At 37.0% G+C, this 23,644-nt stretch carries 34 protein-coding genes and 1 pseudogene; 29 read left to right on the forward strand and 6 right to left on the reverse strand.

The genetic code is table 11. The annotated features are described in order from the left end of the window. Positions 1–11 precede the first annotated feature (11 nt). The 3 genes from ACP8HH_RS05985 to ACP8HH_RS05995 all read left to right on the forward strand — a co-directional run bounded on the left by ACP8HH_RS05985 (position 12) and on the right by ACP8HH_RS05995 (position 1,403). Positions 12–509, forward strand: coding sequence for a reverse transcriptase domain-containing protein (locus tag ACP8HH_RS05985; protein ID WP_438317234.1), 498 nt, complete (start codon positions 12–14; stop codon positions 507–509). A 225-nt stretch (positions 510–734) separates the two neighbouring features. Next, positions 735–1,079: a hypothetical protein gene (locus ACP8HH_RS05990; protein ID WP_438317237.1), complete on the forward strand. Its 345-nt coding sequence runs from the start codon at positions 735–737 to the stop codon at positions 1,077–1,079. Further along, positions 1,080–1,403 (forward strand): type II toxin-antitoxin system RelE family toxin, encoded by a 324-nt coding sequence (locus tag ACP8HH_RS05995; RefSeq protein WP_438317240.1) that lies wholly within the window; start codon positions 1,080–1,082, stop codon positions 1,401–1,403. It begins immediately after the preceding gene. A 141-nt stretch (positions 1,404–1,544) separates the two neighbouring features. On the opposite strand, the gene ACP8HH_RS06000 is transcribed toward ACP8HH_RS05995, so the two are convergent. Next, positions 1,545–1,718: a hypothetical protein gene (locus tag ACP8HH_RS06000; RefSeq protein WP_438317243.1), complete on the reverse strand. Its 174-nt coding sequence runs from the start codon at positions 1,716–1,718 to the stop codon at positions 1,545–1,547. Then, positions 1,711–2,045, reverse strand: a pseudogene (locus ACP8HH_RS06005) (nucleoside triphosphate pyrophosphohydrolase). Before ACP8HH_RS06005 ends, ACP8HH_RS06000 begins: the two are co-directional and overlap by 8 nt. 309 nt (positions 2,046–2,354) lie before the next feature. Here ACP8HH_RS06005 and ACP8HH_RS06010 point away from each other — a divergent pair. From ACP8HH_RS06010 to ACP8HH_RS06130, 25 genes are all read left to right on the forward strand, one after another. Then, complete coding sequence (locus tag ACP8HH_RS06010; RefSeq protein WP_438317246.1) at positions 2,355–3,017, forward strand: hypothetical protein; 663 nt, start codon at positions 2,355–2,357, stop codon at positions 3,015–3,017. Between the two features lie 89 nt (positions 3,018–3,106). Beyond that, positions 3,107–3,229 (forward strand): hypothetical protein, encoded by a 123-nt coding sequence (locus ACP8HH_RS06015; RefSeq protein WP_438317249.1) that lies wholly within the window; start codon positions 3,107–3,109, stop codon positions 3,227–3,229. Between the two features lie 347 nt (positions 3,230–3,576). Next, positions 3,577–4,086, forward strand: coding sequence for a hypothetical protein (locus ACP8HH_RS06020; RefSeq protein ID WP_438317252.1), 510 nt, complete (start codon positions 3,577–3,579; stop codon positions 4,084–4,086). An 80-nt stretch (positions 4,087–4,166) separates the two neighbouring features. After that, on the forward strand, positions 4,167–4,820 hold the full coding sequence (locus ACP8HH_RS06025) for a vWA domain-containing protein (RefSeq protein WP_438317255.1): 654 nt from the start codon (positions 4,167–4,169) through the stop codon (positions 4,818–4,820). A 34-nt stretch (positions 4,821–4,854) separates the two neighbouring features. After that, on the forward strand, positions 4,855–5,718 hold the full coding sequence (locus tag ACP8HH_RS06030) for an HD domain-containing protein (RefSeq protein ID WP_438317258.1): 864 nt from the start codon (positions 4,855–4,857) through the stop codon (positions 5,716–5,718). A gap of 217 nt (positions 5,719–5,935) precedes the next feature. Continuing rightward, positions 5,936–6,181 carry a hypothetical protein gene (locus tag ACP8HH_RS06035; RefSeq protein ID WP_438317261.1) on the forward strand — a complete coding sequence of 82 codons (246 nt, stop codon included), beginning with the start codon at positions 5,936–5,938 and terminating at the stop codon, positions 6,179–6,181. A gap of 498 nt (positions 6,182–6,679) precedes the next feature. After that, positions 6,680–6,850, forward strand: a complete 171-nt coding sequence (locus ACP8HH_RS06040; RefSeq protein WP_438317264.1) for a hypothetical protein — start codon at positions 6,680–6,682, stop codon at positions 6,848–6,850. 66 nt (positions 6,851–6,916) lie between these two features. Continuing rightward, positions 6,917–7,171: an HNH endonuclease gene (locus ACP8HH_RS06045; RefSeq protein ID WP_438319048.1), complete on the forward strand. Its 255-nt coding sequence runs from the start codon at positions 6,917–6,919 to the stop codon at positions 7,169–7,171. 120 nt (positions 7,172–7,291) lie between these two features. Next, positions 7,292–7,942: a hypothetical protein gene (locus ACP8HH_RS06050; RefSeq protein ID WP_438317266.1), complete on the forward strand. Its 651-nt coding sequence runs from the start codon at positions 7,292–7,294 to the stop codon at positions 7,940–7,942. Positions 7,943–8,117: 175 nt separating this feature from the next. Then, the gene (gene dinD / locus ACP8HH_RS06055) at positions 8,118–8,960 is read left to right on the forward strand and encodes a DNA damage-inducible protein D (RefSeq protein ID WP_438317269.1); all 843 of its coding nucleotides are present in this window, start codon (positions 8,118–8,120) and stop codon (positions 8,958–8,960) included. Positions 8,961–9,344: 384 nt separating this feature from the next. Next, the gene (locus tag ACP8HH_RS06060; RefSeq protein WP_438317272.1) at positions 9,345–10,253 is read left to right on the forward strand and encodes a restriction endonuclease; all 909 of its coding nucleotides are present in this window, start codon (positions 9,345–9,347) and stop codon (positions 10,251–10,253) included. A 95-nt stretch (positions 10,254–10,348) separates the two neighbouring features. Next, positions 10,349–10,969 (forward strand): DUF5780 domain-containing protein, encoded by a 621-nt coding sequence (locus ACP8HH_RS06065; protein ID WP_438317275.1) that lies wholly within the window; start codon positions 10,349–10,351, stop codon positions 10,967–10,969. A gap of 224 nt (positions 10,970–11,193) precedes the next feature. Continuing rightward, a complete protein-coding gene (locus tag ACP8HH_RS06070; protein ID WP_438317278.1) occupies positions 11,194–12,183 on the forward strand; it encodes a helix-turn-helix transcriptional regulator in 990 nt (329 codons plus the stop codon). A gap of 77 nt (positions 12,184–12,260) precedes the next feature. After that, entirely contained in the window at positions 12,261–12,896 is a 636-nt protein-coding gene (locus tag ACP8HH_RS06075) for a hypothetical protein (protein WP_438317281.1), read from the forward strand. 28 nt (positions 12,897–12,924) lie between these two features. Further along, on the forward strand, positions 12,925–13,551 hold the full coding sequence (locus tag ACP8HH_RS06080) for a hypothetical protein (RefSeq protein ID WP_438317284.1): 627 nt from the start codon (positions 12,925–12,927) through the stop codon (positions 13,549–13,551). A 48-nt stretch (positions 13,552–13,599) separates the two neighbouring features. Then, positions 13,600–13,773, forward strand: coding sequence for a hypothetical protein (locus ACP8HH_RS06085; RefSeq protein ID WP_438317287.1), 174 nt, complete (start codon positions 13,600–13,602; stop codon positions 13,771–13,773). A 207-nt stretch (positions 13,774–13,980) separates the two neighbouring features. After that, positions 13,981–14,205: a hypothetical protein gene (locus ACP8HH_RS06090; protein ID WP_438317290.1), complete on the forward strand. Its 225-nt coding sequence runs from the start codon at positions 13,981–13,983 to the stop codon at positions 14,203–14,205. Positions 14,206–14,334: 129 nt separating this feature from the next. Next, entirely contained in the window at positions 14,335–14,466 is a 132-nt protein-coding gene (locus ACP8HH_RS06095; protein WP_438317293.1) for a hypothetical protein, read from the forward strand. Positions 14,467–14,705: 239 nt separating this feature from the next. Continuing rightward, complete coding sequence (locus ACP8HH_RS06100) at positions 14,706–15,881, forward strand: hypothetical protein (protein WP_438317296.1); 1,176 nt, start codon at positions 14,706–14,708, stop codon at positions 15,879–15,881. A gap of 274 nt (positions 15,882–16,155) precedes the next feature. Then, entirely contained in the window at positions 16,156–16,341 is a 186-nt protein-coding gene (locus tag ACP8HH_RS06105; protein ID WP_438317299.1) for an antitoxin VbhA family protein, read from the forward strand. 94 nt (positions 16,342–16,435) lie between these two features. Then, entirely contained in the window at positions 16,436–17,212 is a 777-nt protein-coding gene (locus ACP8HH_RS06110; protein ID WP_438317302.1) for a Fic family protein, read from the forward strand. A gap of 108 nt (positions 17,213–17,320) precedes the next feature. Further along, positions 17,321–18,325 (forward strand): virulence RhuM family protein, encoded by a 1,005-nt coding sequence (locus ACP8HH_RS06115; RefSeq protein WP_438317304.1) that lies wholly within the window; start codon positions 17,321–17,323, stop codon positions 18,323–18,325. Positions 18,326–18,417: 92 nt separating this feature from the next. After that, the gene (locus tag ACP8HH_RS06120; RefSeq protein WP_438319050.1) at positions 18,418–18,612 is read left to right on the forward strand and encodes a diguanylate cyclase domain-containing protein; all 195 of its coding nucleotides are present in this window, start codon (positions 18,418–18,420) and stop codon (positions 18,610–18,612) included. A 158-nt stretch (positions 18,613–18,770) separates the two neighbouring features. After that, positions 18,771–19,013, forward strand: a complete 243-nt coding sequence (locus ACP8HH_RS06125) for a hypothetical protein (protein WP_438317307.1) — start codon at positions 18,771–18,773, stop codon at positions 19,011–19,013. Beyond that, positions 19,000–19,260 carry an Lrp/AsnC ligand binding domain-containing protein gene (locus tag ACP8HH_RS06130; protein WP_438317310.1) on the forward strand — a complete coding sequence of 87 codons (261 nt, stop codon included), beginning with the start codon at positions 19,000–19,002 and terminating at the stop codon, positions 19,258–19,260. Before ACP8HH_RS06125 ends, ACP8HH_RS06130 begins: the two co-directional genes overlap by 14 nt. Before the next feature lie 118 nt (positions 19,261–19,378). On the opposite strand, the gene ACP8HH_RS06135 is transcribed toward ACP8HH_RS06130, so the two are convergent. The 3 genes from ACP8HH_RS06135 to tnpA are packed head-to-tail and all read right to left on the reverse strand — an operon-like array spanning position 19,379 to position 20,891. Next, a complete protein-coding gene (locus ACP8HH_RS06135; RefSeq protein ID WP_438319051.1) occupies positions 19,379–19,591 on the reverse strand; it encodes a zinc ribbon domain-containing protein in 213 nt (70 codons plus the stop codon). 3 nt (positions 19,592–19,594) lie between these two features. Beyond that, positions 19,595–20,473, reverse strand: a complete 879-nt coding sequence (locus ACP8HH_RS06140) for an RNA-guided endonuclease InsQ/TnpB family protein (RefSeq protein ID WP_438317312.1) — start codon at positions 20,471–20,473, stop codon at positions 19,595–19,597. Continuing rightward, positions 20,445–20,891, reverse strand: coding sequence for an IS200/IS605 family transposase (gene tnpA, locus ACP8HH_RS06145; protein WP_438317315.1), 447 nt, complete (start codon positions 20,889–20,891; stop codon positions 20,445–20,447). Before tnpA ends, ACP8HH_RS06140 begins: the two co-directional genes overlap by 29 nt. 254 nt (positions 20,892–21,145) lie before the next feature. Here tnpA and ACP8HH_RS06150 point away from each other — a divergent pair, with 254 nt between their 5' ends. Then, entirely contained in the window at positions 21,146–21,691 is a 546-nt protein-coding gene (locus tag ACP8HH_RS06150; protein ID WP_438317318.1) for a histidine phosphatase family protein, read from the forward strand. Between the two features lie 98 nt (positions 21,692–21,789). Here the strand turns inward: ACP8HH_RS06150 and ACP8HH_RS06155 are convergent, their stop codons facing one another. Continuing rightward, positions 21,790–23,364: a BCCT family transporter gene (locus ACP8HH_RS06155; RefSeq protein ID WP_438319053.1), complete on the reverse strand. Its 1,575-nt coding sequence runs from the start codon at positions 23,362–23,364 to the stop codon at positions 21,790–21,792. Between the last annotated feature and the right edge of the window lie 280 nt (positions 23,365–23,644).

The raw sequence follows: 23,644 nt of genomic DNA on the forward strand, positions 1-23,644 counted from the left end.
TAGGTTAGTAAATGGAAACAAAACTGATAAGTATAACAGAATTGTCAAAGATGAATCCTGATATGAAGTTCACGTCACTTGCACATCTGCTTAACGAAGAGAATCTTAAACGATGCCATCACGAGCTTCCTTCTGGAAAGGCGACCGGAATCCGTAGGATTACCAAAGAAGAATACGCCGAAAACCTAGAAGAGAACATTGTACATTTGGTAAAACGAATGAAAAGGAATGGATATAAACCTGTTCCTGTCAGACGAACCTATATTGCCAAGGCTGGGACGGATAAGAAAAGACCACTTGGCATTCCTGAACATAAGGATAAGATTGTTCAACGTGGGATGGCGAAAGTTCTTAATGCTATCTATGAACCTGTCTTTCTAGATTCCTCCTTTGGTTTTAGATCGAATCGAAACTGCCATGATGCGCTCAAGATACTTAATGTATACATTAAAAAGCGGTATACAAACTACATTGTGGATGTGGATATAAAGGTTATCACCAGTTCATAATTACCCCGAGTTAGCACTTGGTATCCCGCAATGCGTTCGAAGCCAACGACCGTAGTATACGCTAGTGGGTACCTGGTACCTTTCACTATTACTTTAGTATCTATACGTAAAATACAACGTGCTATTATACGTTGTATTTGTATGTACATTATAAGTGTTCCCCTGTATAATTTAAGGTAAGGGACATATACTGTAAGGAAGATGAAAGAAATGAAGGTGGATGTTATGGAAAAACCACAATTCAATGTAGACCAGGTCGTGCCGGCTTCAGTCGCATCTAGACGTTTTGGAGAAGTTCGTCGGAATGCAAAAATTATTCCGCAATTTATATCTGAAAATAATCGGATTGATTCGGTTGTACAAAGTTATGAGGATTATGAAAAAATGTATATGGAATTAGAAGTTCTACGTGAATTAACGATAGAATATAATCTTTCCAACCGTATTCAGGAAGCGGATCTGAATCCTAGGCTTAGATATGATCTTGAAGAAGTCATGGGTAAAGCAGCTTACAAGGAATTTCAAAAGATTGATTCAAATATGATAGCAGATGAAGATTTATTTGAATAAATGATGAAAAATAAATTTGAAGTTATATTTATAGAAGAAGCAAAAAAAGATTATCAGAAATTAGACGGTTCAGTAAAGAAGTTTGTCGACATTGCAATTGCAAAGATGATTGAGCGAGCAGATGAACTAGGAGAAGAACTGACGAAAAAAAATACGTCCAATTTATTTGGATGTAGAAGAATCAAGTTTAAGAAGATTGGAATTCGAATTGTGTATCGGATTATCGGTGATCAAGCTGAAATTGTGGAAATAATTGCGATTGGAAAACGTGGAGAGAATCAAGTTTATAAAGATGCGGTGAAGCGTCTAAAAACGAACTTATAAAGCATTTGTGAAATCGTAGCCGATTCCATAAGTGTTTTTTGTTTTAGTGTTGGGTGCCTGTGCAGAGCGACCGATTGTTAGGTACCTATGCGTAAAACTACTCTGACAATATACTACAATTGCATATTTATTAGGCATTTGCTAAAAACAGTCGAATTTGTAAGTATATGCAATTGGTTGAATTGCTTGTTGTTGTTTCTTGTACCCCGGAAATTTCATCGCGAATGCAACAATCCAGTAGATGTTGTCCGCACTTTGTGTGAGCTCTTTAATTTCCCCTGTCAAGTTCGACGTGATAAGCCTAATTTCAGTCATCTAGTACTTCAATCAGAAAAATACGCTCATCAAATCCACCGCGTTTTTCAGCTTTATCTTCCCGTATTTTTTCCAACTCTTCAATCGTTGTATCATAAACCGAAGCTGCTGCATGAATAAGCTCCAACAAATCCGCAAGTTCTTCAATTGCATCCTCTGATTCTCGTTTAATACGGCTTCTTCATACTCGGCTAATTCCTCATGCATTTTTTTATTAATTTCAATTAAGTATTCATCATTTGATAATATCCGTGAAGTTAATCTTTTGTGAGACTTTGCAATGATTTCTGGGATACGATCACGGACTAGTTTGTTGTAGATCGGCATTGTCTCATCTCCTTGTGTGAATCTTATGGTTAATTGTAGCACTTCTATTATCGACTGTCTTTTGTTGGTATGTGAGTCTATTGGTAAATATGGTTAGTGATTACTAGAATATGATAGAATAGAACTACTAGAATTAATTTGTCGAATACTTAATTAACTACTCTTTCGCATACCTAGGCAAGAAAATTTCATAAATGTTTAAACAAACATGATTGTTTGTCCCACAAATACTCTTTATTTAGTTAGGAGGATTTTACTATCAACTATAACCAAAAACTGAAAAAACTTTACGAAGTACATTGGTCTAGATTGAAAGATGCAGTCAATTCGCTTCCGATTGATTTACGACCTACTCATCCGCTTCTAATAATGCTACCTGATGAGGTGGGTTATCATAATGCGGAAGTTAAACTAATGATTGTGGGCCAAGAAACAAACGATTGGGAAGGAATGATTGGCAGACATACGGTAGGGGAATTGCAAGAAGTCTATAAAAGTTTTGTAATCGAAAACGACTATTCAAGAAAAAGTACTTTTTGGCGTTACATGCGAAGTTGGTCGAATTTAATTGAAGAAGCCACCCCAAACTCTGCAGTCTCTGTCGTATGGAATAATATACATAAATTGGGACGGGTCGGAGCAAAGGGAAAAGCTAATGAAGAAATTCGAGAGATTCAAAAAAAACATTTTGCTGTATTCGAAGAAGAATTGAAAGTTTTAAAGCCCGATATCGTATTGTTCTTTACAGGACCGAATTGTGATGATGCATTAAAGTGTTATCTTCCTGGGATTGAATTCCGAAAGATCGATGAAGGGACAGAAAAACAAATTGTCCAATGTGAGCATAAATCATTGCCGAAATTGACATATCGAACGTATCATCCGGGCTACCTGAATAGACTGTCACCAGAGAAATATACTTTTAACCGAAATACTCCTATAGAAGTTATTATAAGAGAGATGCAGAGATGATCATTTTAATTTAACACTAATAAATATTTATTATTAAGCCTTTCATGAAATCTTGCAATTGTACTTATTTAAGAAAGTAGGTTATGTAAATGACATATCTATTGGCAGATGATTTAAGAAAGCTGTTTATTACAAAGGGTGCTCTTTATAAAAGGGAATTGGACGGGGAAGTTAACACTTGTCGTGGTTTAATTTTAGGTACCTGTGCCTAAAACTATTCTGACTATAGCCTACATTTAATTTTTTTTAGCGATATGCTGAAAAGTTTATCGATATTGCTTGTCGTGGTTTCTTGCCGAGGTACTCCGGAATACATTTTTCTCGATTAGCAAATGGCTTTCATTTAAAAGAATATGTTCCATCATTTTAATAATGTACCGAAATGAGATATTCTTTAAGAACAAGATTATATAGTATTAATTGAAACAGGGATGTTGTTCCCCAAACAATTATGGGGATTCATGGTTAGGCTTGGAAATAGTTAAAGAATAAAATGCCTTCAGACTTACCTTATCTCATAGTTGTAATTTCATTAATCGTGCTTAAAAAGGAGCAGTCCATGACAATTTCTCATCAAATGAAGTTGAAAATCGAACAATACATAGATGCACGTTACATAGTAGAACTTTCATTAAGTCATGAACTTAGAGAAGACTGTATTGAGTTTTATCAAGAAAAAGTAATCATTCAAGAAAGCTACCGCAGTTTACAAGACGTATTGGAAAATATGGAAGAAACCTTTTCGGAAATGCTCCTTCGTAAAATAGACGAAAAAGGGATGAAGGACAGCGAAACATACAATAGGGCGCATATCGATCGGAAACTGTTTTCGAAAATCCGTAATGATGTTGAGTACCGACCAAGTAAACCGACCGTGTTGGCTTTTGGGCTTGCTTTGCAATTGAATTTAGATGAGACGCAAGACTTATTGCGGAGGGCAGGATTCGCCTTATCGCCTAGCAGCAAATCGGATCTGATCATCGAATATTTTATTGGCCTGGGGAGCTATGACATGTTTGAAATCAATGAAGCGCTATTTGAATTTGGTCAAAACGTGTTAGGTGCCTGAATTTGTCGCTTTGCAAGCGACCTCGTGATCATTTTGGCATGTTATTCTCAACTTACAATGACGTTGAGGAGGAAAACAACATGAAAAAATGTGTAACTGAACTGGTTTTTATTCTGGATCGAAGCGGCTCGATGAGTGGGCTTGAAAGCGATACGATCGGCGGGTATAACGGGATGCTGGACAAACAGAAGAAAGAATCGGGCGAAGCACGGGTCACTACTGTTCTGTTTGACGATGAGTATGAAGTATTGCATGACGGGATGGATCTCCAAGCGATTCAACCGATGACAAGCAAAGAGTATTACGTAAGAGGAACGACTGCATTGTTGGATGCGATCGGGAAAACCATCCTCCCCATTAGCCATGCCGTGGAGCATGCGCCTGAAGGGAAGCGTGCTGGGAATGTGTTGTTTGTCATTACGACGGATGGATTGGAAAATGCCAGCGGTGAATTTACCTATGAAAAGATTCGTGAGCTGATTGATTTTCATAAGGCGAAGCAGGGCTGGGAATTCATCTTTCTCGGTGCCAATATCGATGCCTTAGCAACAGCCAGACAGTTTGGGATTTCAAAAGATCGCGCCACCAATTTTCATGCGGACGGTGACGGAACTGAACTGAACTATAATGTGATCAGTGAAACAATCAGTTCATTCAGAGCCAACAGTGAAATCAAAGAAGATTGGAAAGAGAAAATCGAAATGGATTTCAACACGCGGAGTTCAAAGCGCTAGTAGCACTGAAAACACCAACCAAGGGGGGCTTTCCATGAATATCATTGAAAAGGCATTTCAGTTTGCTTTGAAGAAACATGAAGGGCAATACCGAAAAGGTACCGATATCCCATATATTACGCATCCATTTGCAGTGTCCATGATTTTGAAGCATTACGGGTACAGTGATGAAGTCATCGCTGCGGGATTGCTTCACGACACATTGGAAGATACCGATACGACTGCAGAGGAGTTATTTGCTTTTGGTCCCTATGTCTTGGAACTCGTACAATCCGCTTCCGAATTCGATAAATCCTTATCGTGGGAAGAGCGTAAACATCGGACAATTGCTGAACTCACCACGAAAAGTCCTGATCAGCTAGCCGTGATTGTCGCGGATAAACTGCATAATATCCGTTCCATCCAATCCGATATCGATGAAGTAGGCGAGGCTGTGTGGCATAGATTTAACCGTGGGAAACGTGATCAGTCTTGGTATTACTTGAGTTTGATTAATGCCCTGTCACCTCATGAGAAGGATATCCGGTTAATACGTGTCTTAAATGCCGAGGCGAAACGAATCTTTCTTGGGTCTGGAAAGCTCACCGATAGGAAAATCGATCTACTATTTGCTTCCGCTTATTATCTGTCAGAGGAAGTGAAAGAACAGCTACAATGTGAAGACATCCTTGAATTTGCCCTTGAAGTAAAAGAGAGTGCAGAAGGGCTTTATCGTAATGGTGGATTAAGCCTTATTGAACCGTTGATGGGTGAATTGCAACGGAAAGGCATCCAGTTTGAAACGAACTCGGACGGGCCAATCATCTTGCTGACGTTTTGTTATGAATTGCAATATCGCTTAGGGTGGAGTACTGACGAATTGTATCGTCATTTTAAGCGGAATTTATCAAAGCTTTGAGTAATCACGCACTCAGTTCAATAAAACAGATTGGGGGGTCTGTGATGAATCGTTCGGAATTTCTAAGGGAATTAAAAGTGGTTTAGGAAGTGGAGAAGGTTGTACGGTAGTGACAACTGAGGAGAAAAAGGAAGGGTTTTCTCTTCGTAATCGACATGATATTAAGTAGGGACAAGTTGATGCAAATGTAAAGAAATATGTCAGGGTTCTGATTGATTTGGCACCAGGTTATTTAGACGAGAAGATGTTTTCTAGCAAGACAGGTCTTCTGGTGACACCGCCACGAAAGATTAACACGGGATATCGTTTCACTAAAAAGCACAAGGCGGATGGCCATGATCAGCTTATTTTGTTTCTAGAGGATTCATTCTTTGAAAATGATAAAAGTGGAATGCAAGCAATCTTTGATTATGCTAGTGAGTTTGCTGCCGCATCCGGATTCAAATCACACGCGAGTCGGTGATGGCTATAAAACTGAAGACTTAAATTCACATCAAGTTTAGCCAAAGGTTTTTCTCGAAATCAAGAAAGATTCAAGACTTAGCATTTACTTCTGACGATTTATCATTTTAATTGGGGAATAAATTTAAATTTTAGGTATCCCGAAATCGTACGGATCTGTGAGAGGCGCATGAATTTATTCATGCGCCTACTCTATTTTTGATTGGTACTATTGTTCAAGCCCCTATTATCCGAAAGCTTATAGTTACCCGGTAAGCCGCTTCTACAAGTGTTTTAATAGTGGGAATAGTTAAAATAATTTACTATACAAGAATCTAATTGATTGGTATAATTGTACTAATTCATTTAAAATAATACCATTCTCCTTTGTTACAAATAACATAAAAGATATTGTAGTCAAGCATGGTTTGGTACCTTTGCGTGAAACTACTCTGACACTACAATTGCATATTTATTAGGCATATGCTGAAGATACAGTCAATTTTCCATGTATACACAATTGGTTGAATTGTTTGTTGTTGTTTCTTGCACAGGTACCCGAATTTTTAAATACAGTAGTAATCCTAAATTTGTGTATCAAGGAAACGGTAGAGTGAAAGAATGTGAGGATACTAAACCAGTAAAAAACATATGGGGATTTATAAATGAAAATGAAGAATATCCTAATTAAACCACTGAGGAAGTGGATGAACCGGAAAAGTATACAGAAGGGTCTACTAAACAAGTCTCTGTTAACGTGTACGAACGTAACCCTGTAGCAAGAAGGAAATGTATAGAACACTATGGGTGTAGCTGCATAATTTGTAAATTTAACTTTGAAAGTACATATGGCAATCTTGGCAAAGACTTTATCCATGTTCGCCACCTCCAAGAGTTACACACTATAGGTGAAGAATATGAAGTTGATCCAATTGCCGATTTAAGACCTGTATGTCCTAATTGCCATTATATGCTGCACAAAAAAAGCCCGCTTACTCTATTGGAGAATTAAAATCCTTATTAAAAACAGAGTGATTATTCTCACACTCTAAATTACCCATCATTAAAAGGAAGTGATTTTCTGACTGTTTCAAAGTTTGCAGGTAAGTTTATCGGCATTATTTTTACAGCCATGGCTTACTGGCTTGTAAAAGATTTATCATTTTATGGTGAGAATTTATTTAATAATATATTACTGGGTTGGGCAGGTTATTTTATAGCCTACATTGGTGTAGGGCTTTTAATTTATGAATTATTTGAAAAGAGTAAGATCCTTTCATTTATTTATAAAAAGGTGTTAGCTTTACCTTTTATAGGTTTTATTTATTTTCAATATTTAATTGCACCTGTACTAACCATAATAATGTTTCTAGGTATTTATATTTTACCTTCCATGTTGATTCTAAAACTAGGAGAAACCTATCCTATTATCGAACAATATAAACAAGGATTTATTTATATTCTAAGTTTATTATCGGTTCTCTTCTTTGCATATAAGAGTAATGTATTGATGAGAATTTTCGTCGAAATGTTCAACACTAGACTGTTTAGGAAATATCTTGAAAGGTATACAAATACCTCATTCACTAGAAAGTACACCTATTTGATTATGATAGCTATTTATATTTCATATAACTTCCTCACTTTTTCAAACATCAATCTAAGCTTTATTCCTTCCGAAATGTTAAATGTTATCAAGGAAGTATTCGTTACTTTTGTGGCAATTGATTCTTTAATGCAAGTTTATTTAAATAAGCAACATGTTGAAATGGAAAAAAACTAAAACAAGTTCTAAAAAGGATAGCCCAAGAGGATTATCCTTTACTTTTATTAGTATAGAAATCACTAGGTCTTAACCTTTATTATGATTAGTAATGAAATTAAATTTCGCGTAGCTGTGTGACAACGATGATTGAATGTCACACAGCTACGTTTATTAAGTATGAAGGGGGATTGTTATGACGGGCATAGAGGGATATAGTGAAAAGACTTTCGAACAATGTAAATATGTTAATGAGTATGGTGAGGATTTTTGGTTTGCAAGAGATTTACAAATCGTACTTCTTTATAAGGAATGGAGAAACTTTGCAAAGGTTATTGATAAAGCAAAAACGGCTTGTGAAATCAGTAAGAGTAATGTTTTAGACCATTTTGTTGACGTCAACAAAATGGTTCATATCGGTTCAGGATCAGAGCGAGAAGTGGATGATATCATGCTTTCTCGTTACGCATGTTATCTAATCGTTCAGAATGGTGATCCGAAAAAAGAAGTTATCGCATTAGGACAAACCTATTTTGCATTACAGTCAAGAAAACAAGAACTGCAAGACGAATTTGAATCACTTGATGAAGAAAAGAAACGTTTGGCTATTCGAAATGAGTTGAAAGAGCATAATAAATCTTTAGCGGATGCGGCAAAAGCTGCTGGTGTAGAAACGCCTATAGAATATGCTATCTTTCAAAACCACGGTTATCAGGGATTATACGGTGGTTTAGATCGAAACGCAATCCATACTAAAAAGGGATTGAAAAAGAGTCATCAAATCCTGGATTTTATGGGAAGTACAGAATTAGCAGCAAACTTGTTCCGTGCTACACAGACAGATGAAAAACTACGAAGAGAAAGTGTACAAGGTAAAATAAATGCATATAATACACATCTTGAAGTCGGAACAAAGGTGCGCCAAACAATTGAAGAACTTGGTGGAACTATGCCTGAGGATTTGCCAACTCCAGAGACGAGTATAAAAAAGATTGAAAAGCAAGTACAAAAAAAGGAAAAGCTTAATGAAGTAGATTAAGTGGTTGAATGAAGATAAATGTTAGGTATCTATTATGTTAAATAGATTATTATTTTAGGTGCCTGTTCATGAAACTATTCTGACTATACAATGCTATTGTATATTTATTAGGCATATGCTGAGTAAACAGTCAACTCTGTATGTATATGCAATTGGTTGAATTGTTTGTTGTTGTTTCTTGCACAAGTACCCCGCAATATAAGCAGTACACCTCTCGGACTCTATTCTGAATCATAGAGCCATCACTAAGTCGATTTCTCGGCATAGAGATGGCTTTTTATTATTCGCTAGAATTATCATACGTACACCTCTAAATGAACTATTGATATGATATAGTGTATATTAACTATTCGGAAAATAATGTTCAGGAAGGGGAGTACATAATTGCGTAATCGAACAAAAAAACAACAAAAAGAAATTGATTCCATACTTGGATTATTGATCCTTGTAGCTGGATTAGTTGGCTGGTATAAGTTTGGGTCTTTAAAAGGTGTCGCGATTGCGGTAGGTGTTACATTTGGACTTATCCTTTTATTTTCAATTTGGGGAAAAGTACGTTCCAAGAAAAGAATGCACCTTTCTGGCATTAGTGAAATTGATCAGATGTCAGGGGTAGAATTTGAGGAGTATGTTGGTACGCTTTTTGAAACGCTTGGGTATCGTATAACTTATACGCCTACTACTGGTGATTACGGAGCGGATTTAATTCTGAAAAAAGGAAAAGACGTAATTGTTGTTCAAGCTAAACGCTATAAAAGTTCCGTTGGGATTGCCGCGGTTCAAGAAGTAATACCAGCACTTAAAATGTATAATGCGAATACTGCTTGGGTAATTTCAAACAGTTATTATACGAAAGCTGCCATCAAATTAGCAAAAAGCAATCATGTTCGAATGATTAATCGTGATGAATTGATTCAGATGGGTATTAACCTTAAAAAGAACAAAGCGGGTTTAAATGTGTCTGCACAAAATGTTAGTAAACCTATTCTAAACAGTGTTGAAGAAAAGCAATTTACGAACAAAGTAGAACCTACGATTGCGGCAACCATTGAAGCTGGTTCCACATCTGCAAATGAACTAGAAGAACTTTTGAAGAAATATCGTCTGGAAAAATCAAGAGAATCTGGAATGAAGGCTTATCATATTTTCACGAATAAAACGTTGGATGACCTTGTAGAAAAGAGACCAGGTACAATTGAAGAACTGCGAAAGATAGTGGGAATAGGCGAGAAAAAGATTGCGGATTTCGGGGGAGAGATTGTACAGGTTATTCGGGATTTGGAACTCCAATGATTACGGCGAATCTAATTTACCTGAACGTGAAAAAGTTCTGACTTTATCTTTAGCTTTATGGGTATATAAAAAATAATATAAAAGAGGCTAGTAATATGAAAAAATGGTACATTTATAGTTTATTGGGTATCTTAATGATCTTTTTGGCAGGATGTTCCAATGGTTCGATGAAAGACGCGGAAACTGAAAAAGTTAACGAATCGGAGGATGCAAAGGAACTTGAAACGGTTTCCAAAGAGGTATTAGTAGATGATAAGGAAGAAGTAGAAGAGAAAGGCTTAATGGAATTAAAGAGAGAAGCTTTGGATTTTTCGGTTGAGATACTAGATCTTTCAATCTTAATTCAAGACGAAGAACTTAAAGCGCTTTATCCAGATTTGTTTTCTGTGGTTGTTAAAAATAATACGGAAGTTGATATAAGGGATTATCAGGTTGCGCTGATGGCCTGGGACTCGAATGATCTTCCATTAAAGATTAGAGGACAATTTGATTTCAGTAATGGTAGATATATTGTAAATGTAGATGCCAAGGATGTAAATTTAATCCCAGGTGCCACGGATGGTGAGCAATCAGGCTTACCTTTGGACGAACAGATGAAAGATTTACATACACTTGATGCAATCGTGCAAAGTTTTACTGATTTTGATGATAATGTGGTGGAAAATAAAGCAGCTAAAGCATTTCTGGATGCAATTGAGGGAAAGACTTTAAAATAATTAAGTGCTGCCTGTGTATGGTGCAACTTGAACATAATTCAGAATTGATTTGAATTGCGTGATGCTTAGGCAGACTAAATTAAGATCAGTATGTGCAAAATTTGCACATACTGCTGATGACGATAAAACGTATAATACGAACTTTTAAAAATCGTTTAAATTTGGTTTATACGTTTGCAGTACGCTCAACTAATGAATAAAAATATCAAAGGGGAGGTACTTTGATGACGAGTAATACGTTAACAGCGAGAGATCGTTTGTTAGAGGTGATACATATTTTACAAGAACATACAGATGAAAAAACAATGTTAACTATTCATGAAGTGCATGGTTTCTTTCCTGAAGATGCAAAAGTAGGAATCGGAGCAATTCGTGATGATGTTCATGCGCTTGAAAATTCAACTGCTTTTCCGGTTATCGCAATCCAACAGAAAAATGGGTTGCCTAAAAAGTATTATTATGATGGCAGGATTTTTGAAATACATGAACTCCGTCTATTGATGGACGCCATTTCAGCAGCAAAATTCATTCCTCGGCGGGATACGAATAGTATGCTTATGAAAATTAGAAAACTGACAAGCCAAAGTTTGGCCGAACAGTTGACCAATGAATTAGTTGTAGCCGAGCAATCATCACAAGGGGCAGTCGAAATCATCTCAACTGTTCAGCTGCTCCATGAAGCAATCAATGAACAACGCATTGTCGCATTTCAATATGGCAGGTACGGAACGGATCTTCAGTTTAACATAAGCCATAATGGAGACGAATACTTAGTTAAACCACTTGGCCTTGTTTGGAATAATGACCGCTATTACATGGTAGCTCATTATATTAAAGAAGATGAAATTCGGCAATATCGCGTGGATCGGATGCGTACTGTTCGGATAAGGGAAGAGCAATTTGTAGCTGATTCTTATTTCGACTTAAAAACGTACACTAGCGGGATGTTTCATATGTTTGGCGGTAAGATGATATCATTGGAAGCTCGTTTTCATACTCGTAGGATAAATGTTGTCATCGATCGTTTTGGAACAAATGCTAATATTATCGATCAACAGGATGGGACATTTATTTTGAAGGCACAAGTTGTTATGAGCGAAGGCCTTGTACGTTGGTTATGCCGGTGGGGTGGCGATGTTAAAGTTCTTCATCCAAACGAACTTGTTCAGCAAATGAAACAAGAGGCAGAGAATATGTACGCACAATACCTATGACCTTTATGGATATCCGCAAAGGTTATTTTTTTTGTGCAATTATAATGAAAACAGTAAGCAATGGAGGGGACATTCATATGAGAAAAATTATTATGGTATGGAGTGTATTATTGTTGTTTGTACTTGCGGCATGTGGTGACATCGATGAGAAAAATAGCCGTGAAGTAACGCCGACAAACGAGTTCGGTGCTACAGCTGTGACAGAAGCAACTGAAGAGGAAGTAGAGGTCGAAGAAGTTGTGGAAAAACCAGTCGGTACAAGATCAAATCCTTTACCTTTTGGAGATACGATAACAGTAAAGGAAAATATTTATGATGATAGTTTTAATAGTTATGAATCGGCTCTTGATATAACATTGCTCGAATTGATTCGCGGGGAAGCAGCTTGGGAAGTGATTAAAAATGAAAATATGTTCAACGAACCTGCCGCTGAAGGATTCGAATATGTGTTAATTAAAGCAAAAGGATTCTTGAAAGAATCTGAAACGGATGACGATAGTCTTTACTTTTCAAACATGAATTTTAAATTCGTTTCGAATGAAGGAGAAGTGTATGAATGGGGTTCGGTTGTCATTCCAAATGAGCTTTCAAAAGAGCTTTATAACGGCGGCACTGGAGAGGGTTTCATTGCCAATCAAGTGAAAATAGGAGATGACTTTAAGCTATCCTATGACTCGAGTGAAGGTTCTCCCGTCTTCTTTTATGTACAATAATTAAATTAAAAAGGTGGAGGTGAAAATTATGGAGAAAATGTTTTTAGTTATGTTCCTATCCATCTTATTTGTTTTACAGGCATGTTCGGCTGGTGATGATGCAGATAAGGAAGTAGTAAAAGATAAGGAAGAAGACAATAAAACAGAAGAAACGGGAGGTGCCCTTGAAGTTGATAAAGGCCTATTAAATGTCGAGGTGACAATTCCATCCTCATTTATGGAAGGGGAAGATATCGACCAGGTCGTTGCGGATGCAAAAGAGAGCGGCATTAAAAATGCAACGAAAAATGAGGATGGATCCGTTACCTATAAGGTGTCAAAAGTGCAACATAAAGAAATGATGAAAGAAATGAAAACGAATGTATCGACTTATATTGAAGAATTAGTAAGCGGTGATGACTTCGCTTCGATTAAAGACATTGAACATAATGGATCCTTCTCTGAATTCACAGTAGTGGTAGACAAAGAAGCATTCGAAGGCAGTATGGATGGTTTTGCCACACTAGGCCTTGCAATGTCTGGCATGTACTACCAAGCGTTCAACGGAACGAACGCAGAAAAACTGAAAGTCACAGTAAATACAAAAGATGCCGATACTGGAGAAATCATCGGTACAGCTATTTATCCTGATGTGTTGAATGAGATGGAAGATTAAGTACAGTTAAGGTGACGGTATTAACATCAAATACAAAGGGGAATTATTATGAAAATCATTGGCATTCTATTACTTATAATTGGCGGAATTGGACTACTTTTATCATCTATGATGTTCGGTGATATTGGATTGGCGGCAGCAATCGGGTCGACTACTGCAATTCTTACAGGTGTGGGATTTTTGAAGTTGAATAAATTACTAGGGGTAAGATTGGCAAGTTAATATGTAAGCATGATCCTGAGAAGTTGAGGATCATGCCTTTTTTAATGACAGCGGCTTTAATTAACAGAAAACATGGTATCATTATGGGGAAAGGTAGATAGATCAGACAGAGATGGTTACAATTAATAGTTAATTAGGGTATGCAATTTGTAAGGAGTGAGTATTATTACAGTAATATTGCCACAAAAGGTGCGGGGAGGGCTTCCGATGAACTTTGAAAATGATCTGTTGAAAGATGTTTCGTGGGAAATCGACCAAAAACGTTACGTCATTCACAATGTTCCTTTCAAAGTATATGAGGATAACACAAGCGAACGGGTATATGAATCGGATGTAACCATGAAACTATTGCTATTAAAGGATTTAATGGAGTCAGATGAGATACCTTCAGAAATTGATTTTAAACGAGCAAAGGATATACAATTACAATAGGAATAAGCTGATTGCCATTTAATGAAGTGGTATCAGCTTATTTTATTTAAAGAAGTGTGTCTGTGCATGACACAACTCCAACACGATTCTGAAAAGTGTTTAAGTTGTATGATGCACAGGCAAGTGAAAATGACTAATTTGGGGGTACCTGTGCAACAGACAACTGAGACACTAATCGAATCTGTGTTTGCTTTGTGTATTGCACAGGTAACCCATATCGTGATGGTAGAAGAAGCAGAGAATAAATTAATAATAAGATGACGACCTCTTCGGATAATGAGGTCGCCATCTTATTTAATTTTAATTTGGTGGTTTGAGGGAATAGCTTACCACTCTTATAATTGCGCTATCGCTTTTCATGGGAAAGTAAAAAATATTTGGTAGATGTGATACCATTAGCCTATGCGGTGGTTTGCAATTTTTGGGTCACTTATTCAAATAGGTTTGTTTCACTAATTATAACTGATAACCAAATGAAAAAATTATGAGGAGGAATACCAATGAAAAAATTTCAATATATTTTACTGGTCGCCTTGTTACTTTTGTTATCTGCTTGTAAAAGTGACGAAGGTCAAAGTCCGTCCACGAAAGAAAATGCAGGAATGCTAGAAGAAAAAGAAGATGTAAATGATTTGCAAGGTCAGAGAGAGAAAAAGCCCGTTGCGGACATTGAAGAAGATACACTCTACACGTGGGAAATAAATGAGCAAACAAATTTGTTGTTAGTGAGGGAACAAGGCGAAATCGAAGTATTTGAGGATAATTATGCAATTGGTTCGGTGGGAGAACGTCAATATTCTGGGAATGTGGCATTATATATAGTCATTAAAGATGAAGAAAACGGCATCCTCCAAGAAAGATTGGAAGATATTACTTTAAACTTGGACCGTGCTTTCTCAATTCCATATTCATTTAATGGGGAGCAGTTCATTGTCTGGGTACAACCTGAGGCGACAAATGTAAATACGCTTGGGATGTGGCGTTATACAGATGGCGAAATTAAAAGCGTCCAGTTTGATGTGGAAAGCACGCTAATCGTTTCACATCAACAAATGAAGTTCCTTAAAGATACATATTTGCAAGTATACTTTTACAATAATGATGATAGTGATGAGGACGGCATCGGCTGGATTTATAGGACGTGGAAATGGGATAATGATACAGCCAAATTTACAGAGCATGCCGTGAAAAAATACACACAGAATACGCGATATGGATGGGAATCTGGAGAGTATACAACTAAGTTGTGGCATGAGCATTCTGGAGAATATGTATTATTTCCTGAAATGACGATGACAGATGAAGTAATCGACTTAATCAAAAACGGTCAGTTGCTCGACAATGATATTCGAATTGGCCAGTCGATTGATAAAGTGCTTGGGATTATGCCTGATTACACTGTAAATGAATATTATGAGGGGGCTCCTTATTATTCGTTCCCTGGACCTAGCAGTTATTTTTATAATGAGGTGACTCGTGAAATTACAGGGATTTCATTATCAGCCGGCTCATTAACAAATGATTTAGCTTCGATAAAAGCTATATTTGGCGATCCAGATGAAGATAGTTACGATGAAATGGAGGAGATTTATGTATTACTGTATACAGTTGGAGATTATCTTCTTCGTGTGAATTACGATGAAAATGGTGAATTGAGCGGTTTTTGGTTGTTATAATAGAATTGGATTGAAAAATTCTATGGACATGTTGCTTTGTCAGAGAAGAAAGTGAGCAATACGAATCGTTTGAAGTTGATCAAGATGGGCTTTGGAAAAAAGTGATTGGTGAGCTGTTTGAAGATTTTTCACTATTTTTCGCACCAAGAGTACATGCATAGGTACCCCGCACTGCAGCTACCCACACCGATATACGTGTATGATAGGTTTGAACTATCTTCTGATACATGAAAGCTGATATAATGGATATATCAATAAGCGTGGTGTGTTATTTATGAATGAAAACATAGGTATAGAATGCCAAAAACAAGTAGAGTTTGCAGTTGGAATGGCTGCAATTGACGGTGGAAAACCGAGCGCATTTACACGAAATCTTTTAAATCAATATGAACAAGGTCAGGTTTCACCCAGCCAATTGAAACAAGTAATTGTCGAAAAATATATAAGGTCGTCACAGTAATTAAAATTCGAGTACCTGTGCAAGAAACTTTCATGAACGTTTAAAAAACATGATTGTTTGTCACACAGGTACCCTTTATTAAGGGGGGATTGCTATGGATATTAAAAACGTTACAGAGTTAAAAGAGCGAATTGACCATCAACGACCACTTGCCAATGACATCATGAGCACGATTGCACAAAAGTTCCGTGAAGAGTGGACCTATCACACGAATGGGATCGAAGGAAACACGATGACATTACAGGAAACGTCTTTTTTTCTACGTGAAGGACTCACTGCAAAAGGGAAAACATTACGTGAACATTTTGAAGTGATCAACCACGGAGAAGCGATTGATTACTTACAGGATGCGATTCGGGAACGGGATCTTTCAGAAGGACTTATCAAAGATTTTCACGCGATGTTGTTTGAAGGTGTAAAATCCTGGTCACCTGGATTAAAGATTGTACCAGGTGCATACAAAATACAAGACAATCATGTTCTGACACCGAGTGGAGAAATTCATTATTATACACCTGCTGTTCAAGTTCCGTTTGAAATGGAAAAGTTACTAAAATGGTTTACGGACTCGCTGAAGACAGTACATCCAATACGACTGGCTGCCGAATTCCATCATCGATTTGTAGCGATTCATCCTTTTCAAGATGGGAACGGAAGAGTCGGTAGGATATGTATGAATTTTATACTTATGAAAGCGGGTTACCCACCGGCGATCATTCGGAAAGAAGATAGACTGGATTATTATTTAGTACTTGAGCAAGCGGATAAAGGGAACAACGAACCTTTGTTTGAATTAATGCTATCTGAAGTAGAACGAAGTTTATTAATTATGGAAGAATCGATAGAACGTCATATAAATAATGGTTCTTGAATTTCGCGTACCTATGTAAAAGGCTATCGTGAAAGTTTAAACAACCATGAATGTTTATCACACAGGTAGGATTTATTCATTTGGGATTATAAAGGGGGCTCTTAAACATTGGATAGTCTATCAAATGAAAGTAAAATAATTATTTATCAAACTGACGAAGGTAAAATGAAGGTTAACGTATTTTTTGCTGAAGAAAACTTTTGGATGACACAAAAAACAATGGCTGAGTTATTTGATGTGCAGAAACCCGCAATCTCAAAGCACTTGAAAAATATTTATGAAACTGGTGAACTCAAAAAGCTTGCAACTGTTTCTATAATGGAAACAGTTCAAAATGAGGGTGGTAGAGATGTAAAAAGAGATATTGAATTTTATAATCTCGATGCGATTATTGCTGTCGGCTATCGTGTGAACTCAAAAAAGGCTACACAATTTAGAATATGGGCTACACAATCATTGAAAGAATACTTAATAAAAGGCTTTGTGCTAAATGATGATTTAATGAAAAATGGTAGACCTTTTGGGAAAGATTACTTTGATGAGCTACTAGAGAGAATTCGCGAAATTAGAGCATCTGAACGAAGAGCTTATCAAAAAATTGCGGATGTATTTGAACAATGTAGTAGTGATTACCAAACGGATGCAGAAGTAACAAGAAAGTTTTATGCTTTTGTACAGAATAAAATGCATTTTGCGATAACAGGTAAAACAGCGGCAGAAATTATTCATGCAAGAGCAGATGGCGAACATTCCACAATGGGATTAACGACTTGGAAGGCATCTCCGGATGGGAAAGTCCTAAAGAGTGATATAAAAGTAGCGAAGAACTACTTAAGTGAAAAAGAACTGGATAAACTTAATAGAATTGTGATTATGTTTATAGATCATGCCGAGTTTCAAGCCCTAAATGAGCAAATGATGACAATGAAAGATTGGATAGAGATAACGGATGACTTCTTGAAGTATAACCGCCAGGAAGTTCTTCAGAACTCTGGGAAAGTTAGCAATAAAGAAGCAATGGCTAAAGCTGGTATTGAATACGATAAATTTAGAATAAAGCAGGATAAAGATTATATTTCCAATTTCGATAAAGCTGTGAAGAAGTTTTTATGAAAACTAATTTTGTACACAGTTGTAGTGTGAAATTCATACAATAATTTAGCGTACCTGTGCAAGAAACTATCATGAACGTTTAAACAAACAGGATTGTTTGCCACACAGGTACCCTTTATTCTAATTTCGTTGGAAATGAGCAGTCTATAAAAATAGCCGCAAGTTTTGGAATTTCTTCCACAGAAGATGATTCGTTCCATACCTTTGACGGGCTTTTCCATTTAGCTAATATGCGTCTTTATAAAGCAAAACAAAATGGCGAAAATCAAGTGTTTGCAGGTAGCTAAGCATACGCAAAGATAAGTACAAATTTTCCTTCTCTAATTACAAGCTACCTTTTAGCAGAAAAGGGGCTTGTTTTTGTGTGAACAAATATGAGGCAAGTTTAAGCGTAATGAAACTAACTTATACTGATGGAAAACAATTGAGAAAGGAGACCCAAAGAGTGAAAGAATTCAAAGTAACTTACTTTTTTGATGAAGAACATTATATTAGAAGGTTCATCTATGTCGAGTCTCAAGAAAAGGCGGAAGAGCTAATTCATAGTGAGCGGGATGAATATATTTCATTTACAGATAGTAGAGGGATTTACCACGAATTAAATACTAGAGCAGTTCGAGTAACTCAAATATCAGAATATCACCGAATAGATAAAACGAAGAAAGCATCAGATTTTGATAAAAGCTGATTCATTTTCATTTGTGTTAGATCTTAGTATCTATTTTCCCGAAGTCATTGAAAGCCATCATCTGGCAAGTGCATATGATTATATGTTAAAAGTATTAATGGAAGATACGGACAAGTTAGAGATTTTTCTAAGTGAAAAATTAAAATTCATTCAAGGAGTTCAGAAATCCAACACATTGATTATTTTATCTACTGTGAACCTCTCGGCAATAAATTACCGAGCATCTACACAAGTAGAAACCCTTTAGTTAACTAGAGGATTCTAATCGAGCAGATACACAAATAGCTGTGTTTTTCGTTTCATTGAGCCAGCCATTGCCGCACTCTCCGCGAAGGCACGTTCCGCACCTTATGATTCTTGTGATATTAAGCAATCTGTTCCAAGCCGAGCCGAAGGATGTTTCGTGCTGCGTTGACATCTCGGTCGGCTACATAGCCACAAGTGCAACTATGAACTCGCTCTGCTAGGGTTTTCTTTACAATCGTCAGACAGTTTGAACATTGTTGAGAAGTGTTGTATGGATTCACAAGTACTACCTGTTTACCAGCGTTTTCAGCTTTGTAATTGGCGTATTCTATGAGTTATTTCCACGCACTGTCAACGATGCTTTTCGCAAATTGATGATTTTTGATCATTTTTTGAATTTCCAAGTCCTCAAATACAAGTAGGTCATAGGTGTCTACGAGCTCTCTCGTTATTTTGTGTGCTGTATCTTTTCGTTTATTGGCAATGTGTTCATGCAGTTTCGCCAGTTGATAGACTGCTTTTTTGCGACGATTAGAACCACGCTTTTTCTTTGAAACGAGTCGTTGTTGTTTCTTTAATTTGAATTCCAATTTATGTAGGTGTTTTGGATTGTCGTGAAAAGCCCCGTCTGACGTGATGGCGAGATGTCTCACACCCAAATCAATTCCTACGGCACATCGATGTGTAGTTTTCCGCTTTCTAATACTGACTTCACACGAAAAACAAACATAAAACTGTCCGTTCTTATGGATAATTGTGCATGTTTTTATCTGACCCTTCATGTCACGATGACAATGGATTGGTACCTTTCCAAGTTTAGACAATATTAAAGACTTACCTTCAACCTTAAAACCGCTTTGTGGGTAGGTAAACGAGTGGTATTGATTTCGCCCTTTAAAACGTGGAAAGCCAGGCTTTCCACCTGATTTCACACGTTCAAAAAAGTTCTGATACGCTTTATCAAGTCTTTCTAGTACATTTTGCAATACTTGCGAATGAACGCCTTTAAATTCAGGTAACACTTTCTTTAGAACTGGAAGTTCTTTCTTTTGGGTATAGAATGAAAGGCTTTTTCGCTGTTTTTTATAGGCGATAATGCGTTGTTCAAGACCAGAGTTATAGAGCCAACGACACAAATTCAGTGTGTAATAAATCTGTTCTCGTTGTTGTGGGGTTGGATCTAATTTAAACTTGAATGTCGTCATCACCGTCATCAATAACCACTCCTTTCCGCTGTCGATCAATATACTTTTTAATGTTGATTTCTGAAGTCGATCCAATGGTCTCCAAGAAATAACTGCCATTCCATAGGCGACCTTTCCAACATTTTTTTTTGAGTTCAGGATACTCGACAAACAGCTTTCGAGCCGAAATTCCTTTTAGCATTTTCGCCATATAGGAGGGGGATATTTTGGGATGCCCCGAAACAAATACATGAACATGATCCATCTCCCCGACTTCAATCTTTTGCAAAACAAAGTCTTTGTCCTTCGCAATTTCATGACATATTTCTTTCAACCTTTCCTCGATTTTTGTCGTTAATAAAGGATGCCGATATTTCACAGACCAGACTAAGTGATAGTTGACGTTATATACGCAGGTTCTCGCGTGAACTAGGTGTTGTTTTCTCATACATATAGTATAACATTTTCAGCATTCTATTCATTCTATATGGTCCATCAACTTAATACATATAGTTCAAGACCTTGCGATTCATCTCCTTAATGAATTAGGGAGGATTCTCGCAACTTTTACTAAAACAATTCTCAAACAAACAGGAAAAGGTAATAATTATTCCTGTTTGTTTTTTAAATCGATTAACAACCTATCTTAAAAAACATACATTAGAAGTAACCTAGGATAATTAAATGGAAGGAGAGGATGTTTTGAATAAATCATTACTAAATTCCCTTAGAAAAGGCGGATTTATATTTTATACAAAACATGGGGAAGCGACTGTTGGAAGTGATTTACCCTATATAAACTTTCAAGACTGTTTAACCCAAAGAAATCTTTCTGAAATGGGACGTAAGCAGGCTATTTACTATGGAGAAATGCTTCGATACTTACAAATACCGATTGAATACCCTGTTTCCGCAAGTCCTTTTTGTAGGGCAATAGAAACAGCACAGTTGGCATTTGGAAGTGGCAACGTTCAAGTAAATCCTTTTTGGTTTGAGATATATAGGTTGAGTGACAACTTACCTATTAAAGATAGACAAACAACAATAAATAATCTTACGTCTGTTTTAGAGAAAATTCCGGAAGAGGGGAAAAACAAGGTTATCATTGCTCACAGTTTCCCAGAAGGGGTAGGTTTAGGTCAATTATCCGATATGGAGACTGTTATTATAAAGCCTAGAGGGAAAGGAAATGGTTATGAAGTAGTTAGTCAATTATCTTTAGCAGATTTGAGTCCATTAGATACCTAGAAAAGGTAAAGGCACCCTGTGTTAGATACAACTCAGGATGCCTATACATGTATAAGTCATTATTCTCTTATATTTTAATTTTGGGGTACCTAACAATTTTATTTTATCCACTCTTTTTTAATTTGAGTTCGGCCTTCCGTACGCGTAATTCCCTGTTCAATGGCAAGTGTTTTCGCTATTTTAGGCGCATACCATATGATTGGTAGCATTAAAATGGAGATTGGGATTGCTGCGATAACAATAAACGATTGCAGTGCGCCAATTCCACCCTCTCCTATTCGGATTAAAATAATAGCGATAACAGCCATAATCACCGCCCAAAATACACGGACTATTTTTGGTGGATTTCCATCGCCTGTTACACTCATAGAAATTGAGTACGACATTGAGTCAACAGTCGTCACAACGAACAGAGTTGTCAACAGAAGAAAGATAGTTGGCATAATAGACCCTAATGGCATCTGACCCGCAATGGCGATAATTGCACTTGGTAGCCCACCTTCTTCTAGTGGACCACTTACTGAACCCTTGTTGTTGAGTTCATAAAATATTCCTGTACCGCCCATCACTGTAAACCAGAAGTTTGTTATGAATGGTGCAACAATAGCTACAACTATAAAGATTTCTCTAATTGTACGCCCTCTGGAAATCCTAGCTACAAATAGCGCAACTAAAGGACCGAAACCAATAAACCATCCAAAGAAGAATAGCATCCAATTACCTGCCCATGCGTCATCTCCACGAAAAGTACTAATCGTAACGAACTCACTCACGTACGTTCCAAAAGAGGAGATAAAAGTATCGATAATAAACAAGCCAGGCCCAAATATTAATAGGAATGCTGCAATGATAAACATCATATTGACATTCACTTTACTCAGGAACTGAATACCTTTATTAATTCCAGTCAGCGTCGACACTAATACGACAGTAGTAAGAATACCGATAATAATAATTTGGGTTAGAAATATATCTGGAATTTGAAAGATTGAATTGACGCCGTAGCTTACTTGTAAGCCAAGAAAACCAATTGGACCAATTGTCCCTGCCGCAGCTCCGATAATACAAAACACATCGGCTGCCGTTCCCCATTTACTGTCAAGGATCCGTTCCCCGAAAATAGGATAGAGAAGTGTTCTCGGCTTTAATGGCATTCCCTTATGATTATGTGCATAAATAAGTATAATTGAACTAATCGCTCCGTAAACAGCCCACGCTGTAAATCCCCACGACATATAACTTTGAGCAAGCGCAGGACCAATCGCTTCTTGCGTGCCTGCTACAATTCCTTTGTGCATGGGTGGTACTTCTAGAAAATAGTACATAGGTTCCGCAGCAGCCCAAAACACACCGCCAGCACCAAGTCCCGTTGTGACAACAACAGCAATCCATTTGAAGTAGCTCATTTCTGGCTTATTTATGAGTCCAAGTCGGACTTTCCCGTACTTGGAAAAGGCTAGTATGGCTCCTACAATAAATGTAGCGAGCAAAAGTAGTTGCCAATAAGCACCAAAGTAACGAATTGTGAAAGCGAAACCAAGGTTAACAAATTTCGTCACCTTATCAACTTGGAAAAAAGATAGTATTACAAATAATACAAGTGCCCCGCCACTTAAAAGAAACACGGGCCAATCAATTTTTTCTTTTAAAGAACTCCAACCATTATTACGCATCTTTTTCTCCCTTAATAAATAATTAATTGACTCTGTTAGCATTGGAAATGGATACAAAACTCACCTCTAATGTATCTTCTTATTCTCTCCCCTCGGTCCACTAACATATTCATGTCGTTTTGTAGATTAGTTTAGAATAGACATATGGAATGAGTTCGTCAATGATTATTTGGGGGCAGTTGAAAATCCGGAATAGTCACCCTTTTGGAAAAGCGAAAGTGCAAGCGCTCTGGCAAGTCCGAAATACGGGAAAAATGAAGTTCATTCCTTCTCGACTGAA

The sequence above is a fragment of the Sporosarcina sp. FA9 genome, from assembly GCF_051550205.1.
In the GTDB taxonomy this organism is placed as follows: Bacteria; Bacillota; Bacilli; order Bacillales_A; family Planococcaceae; genus Sporosarcina.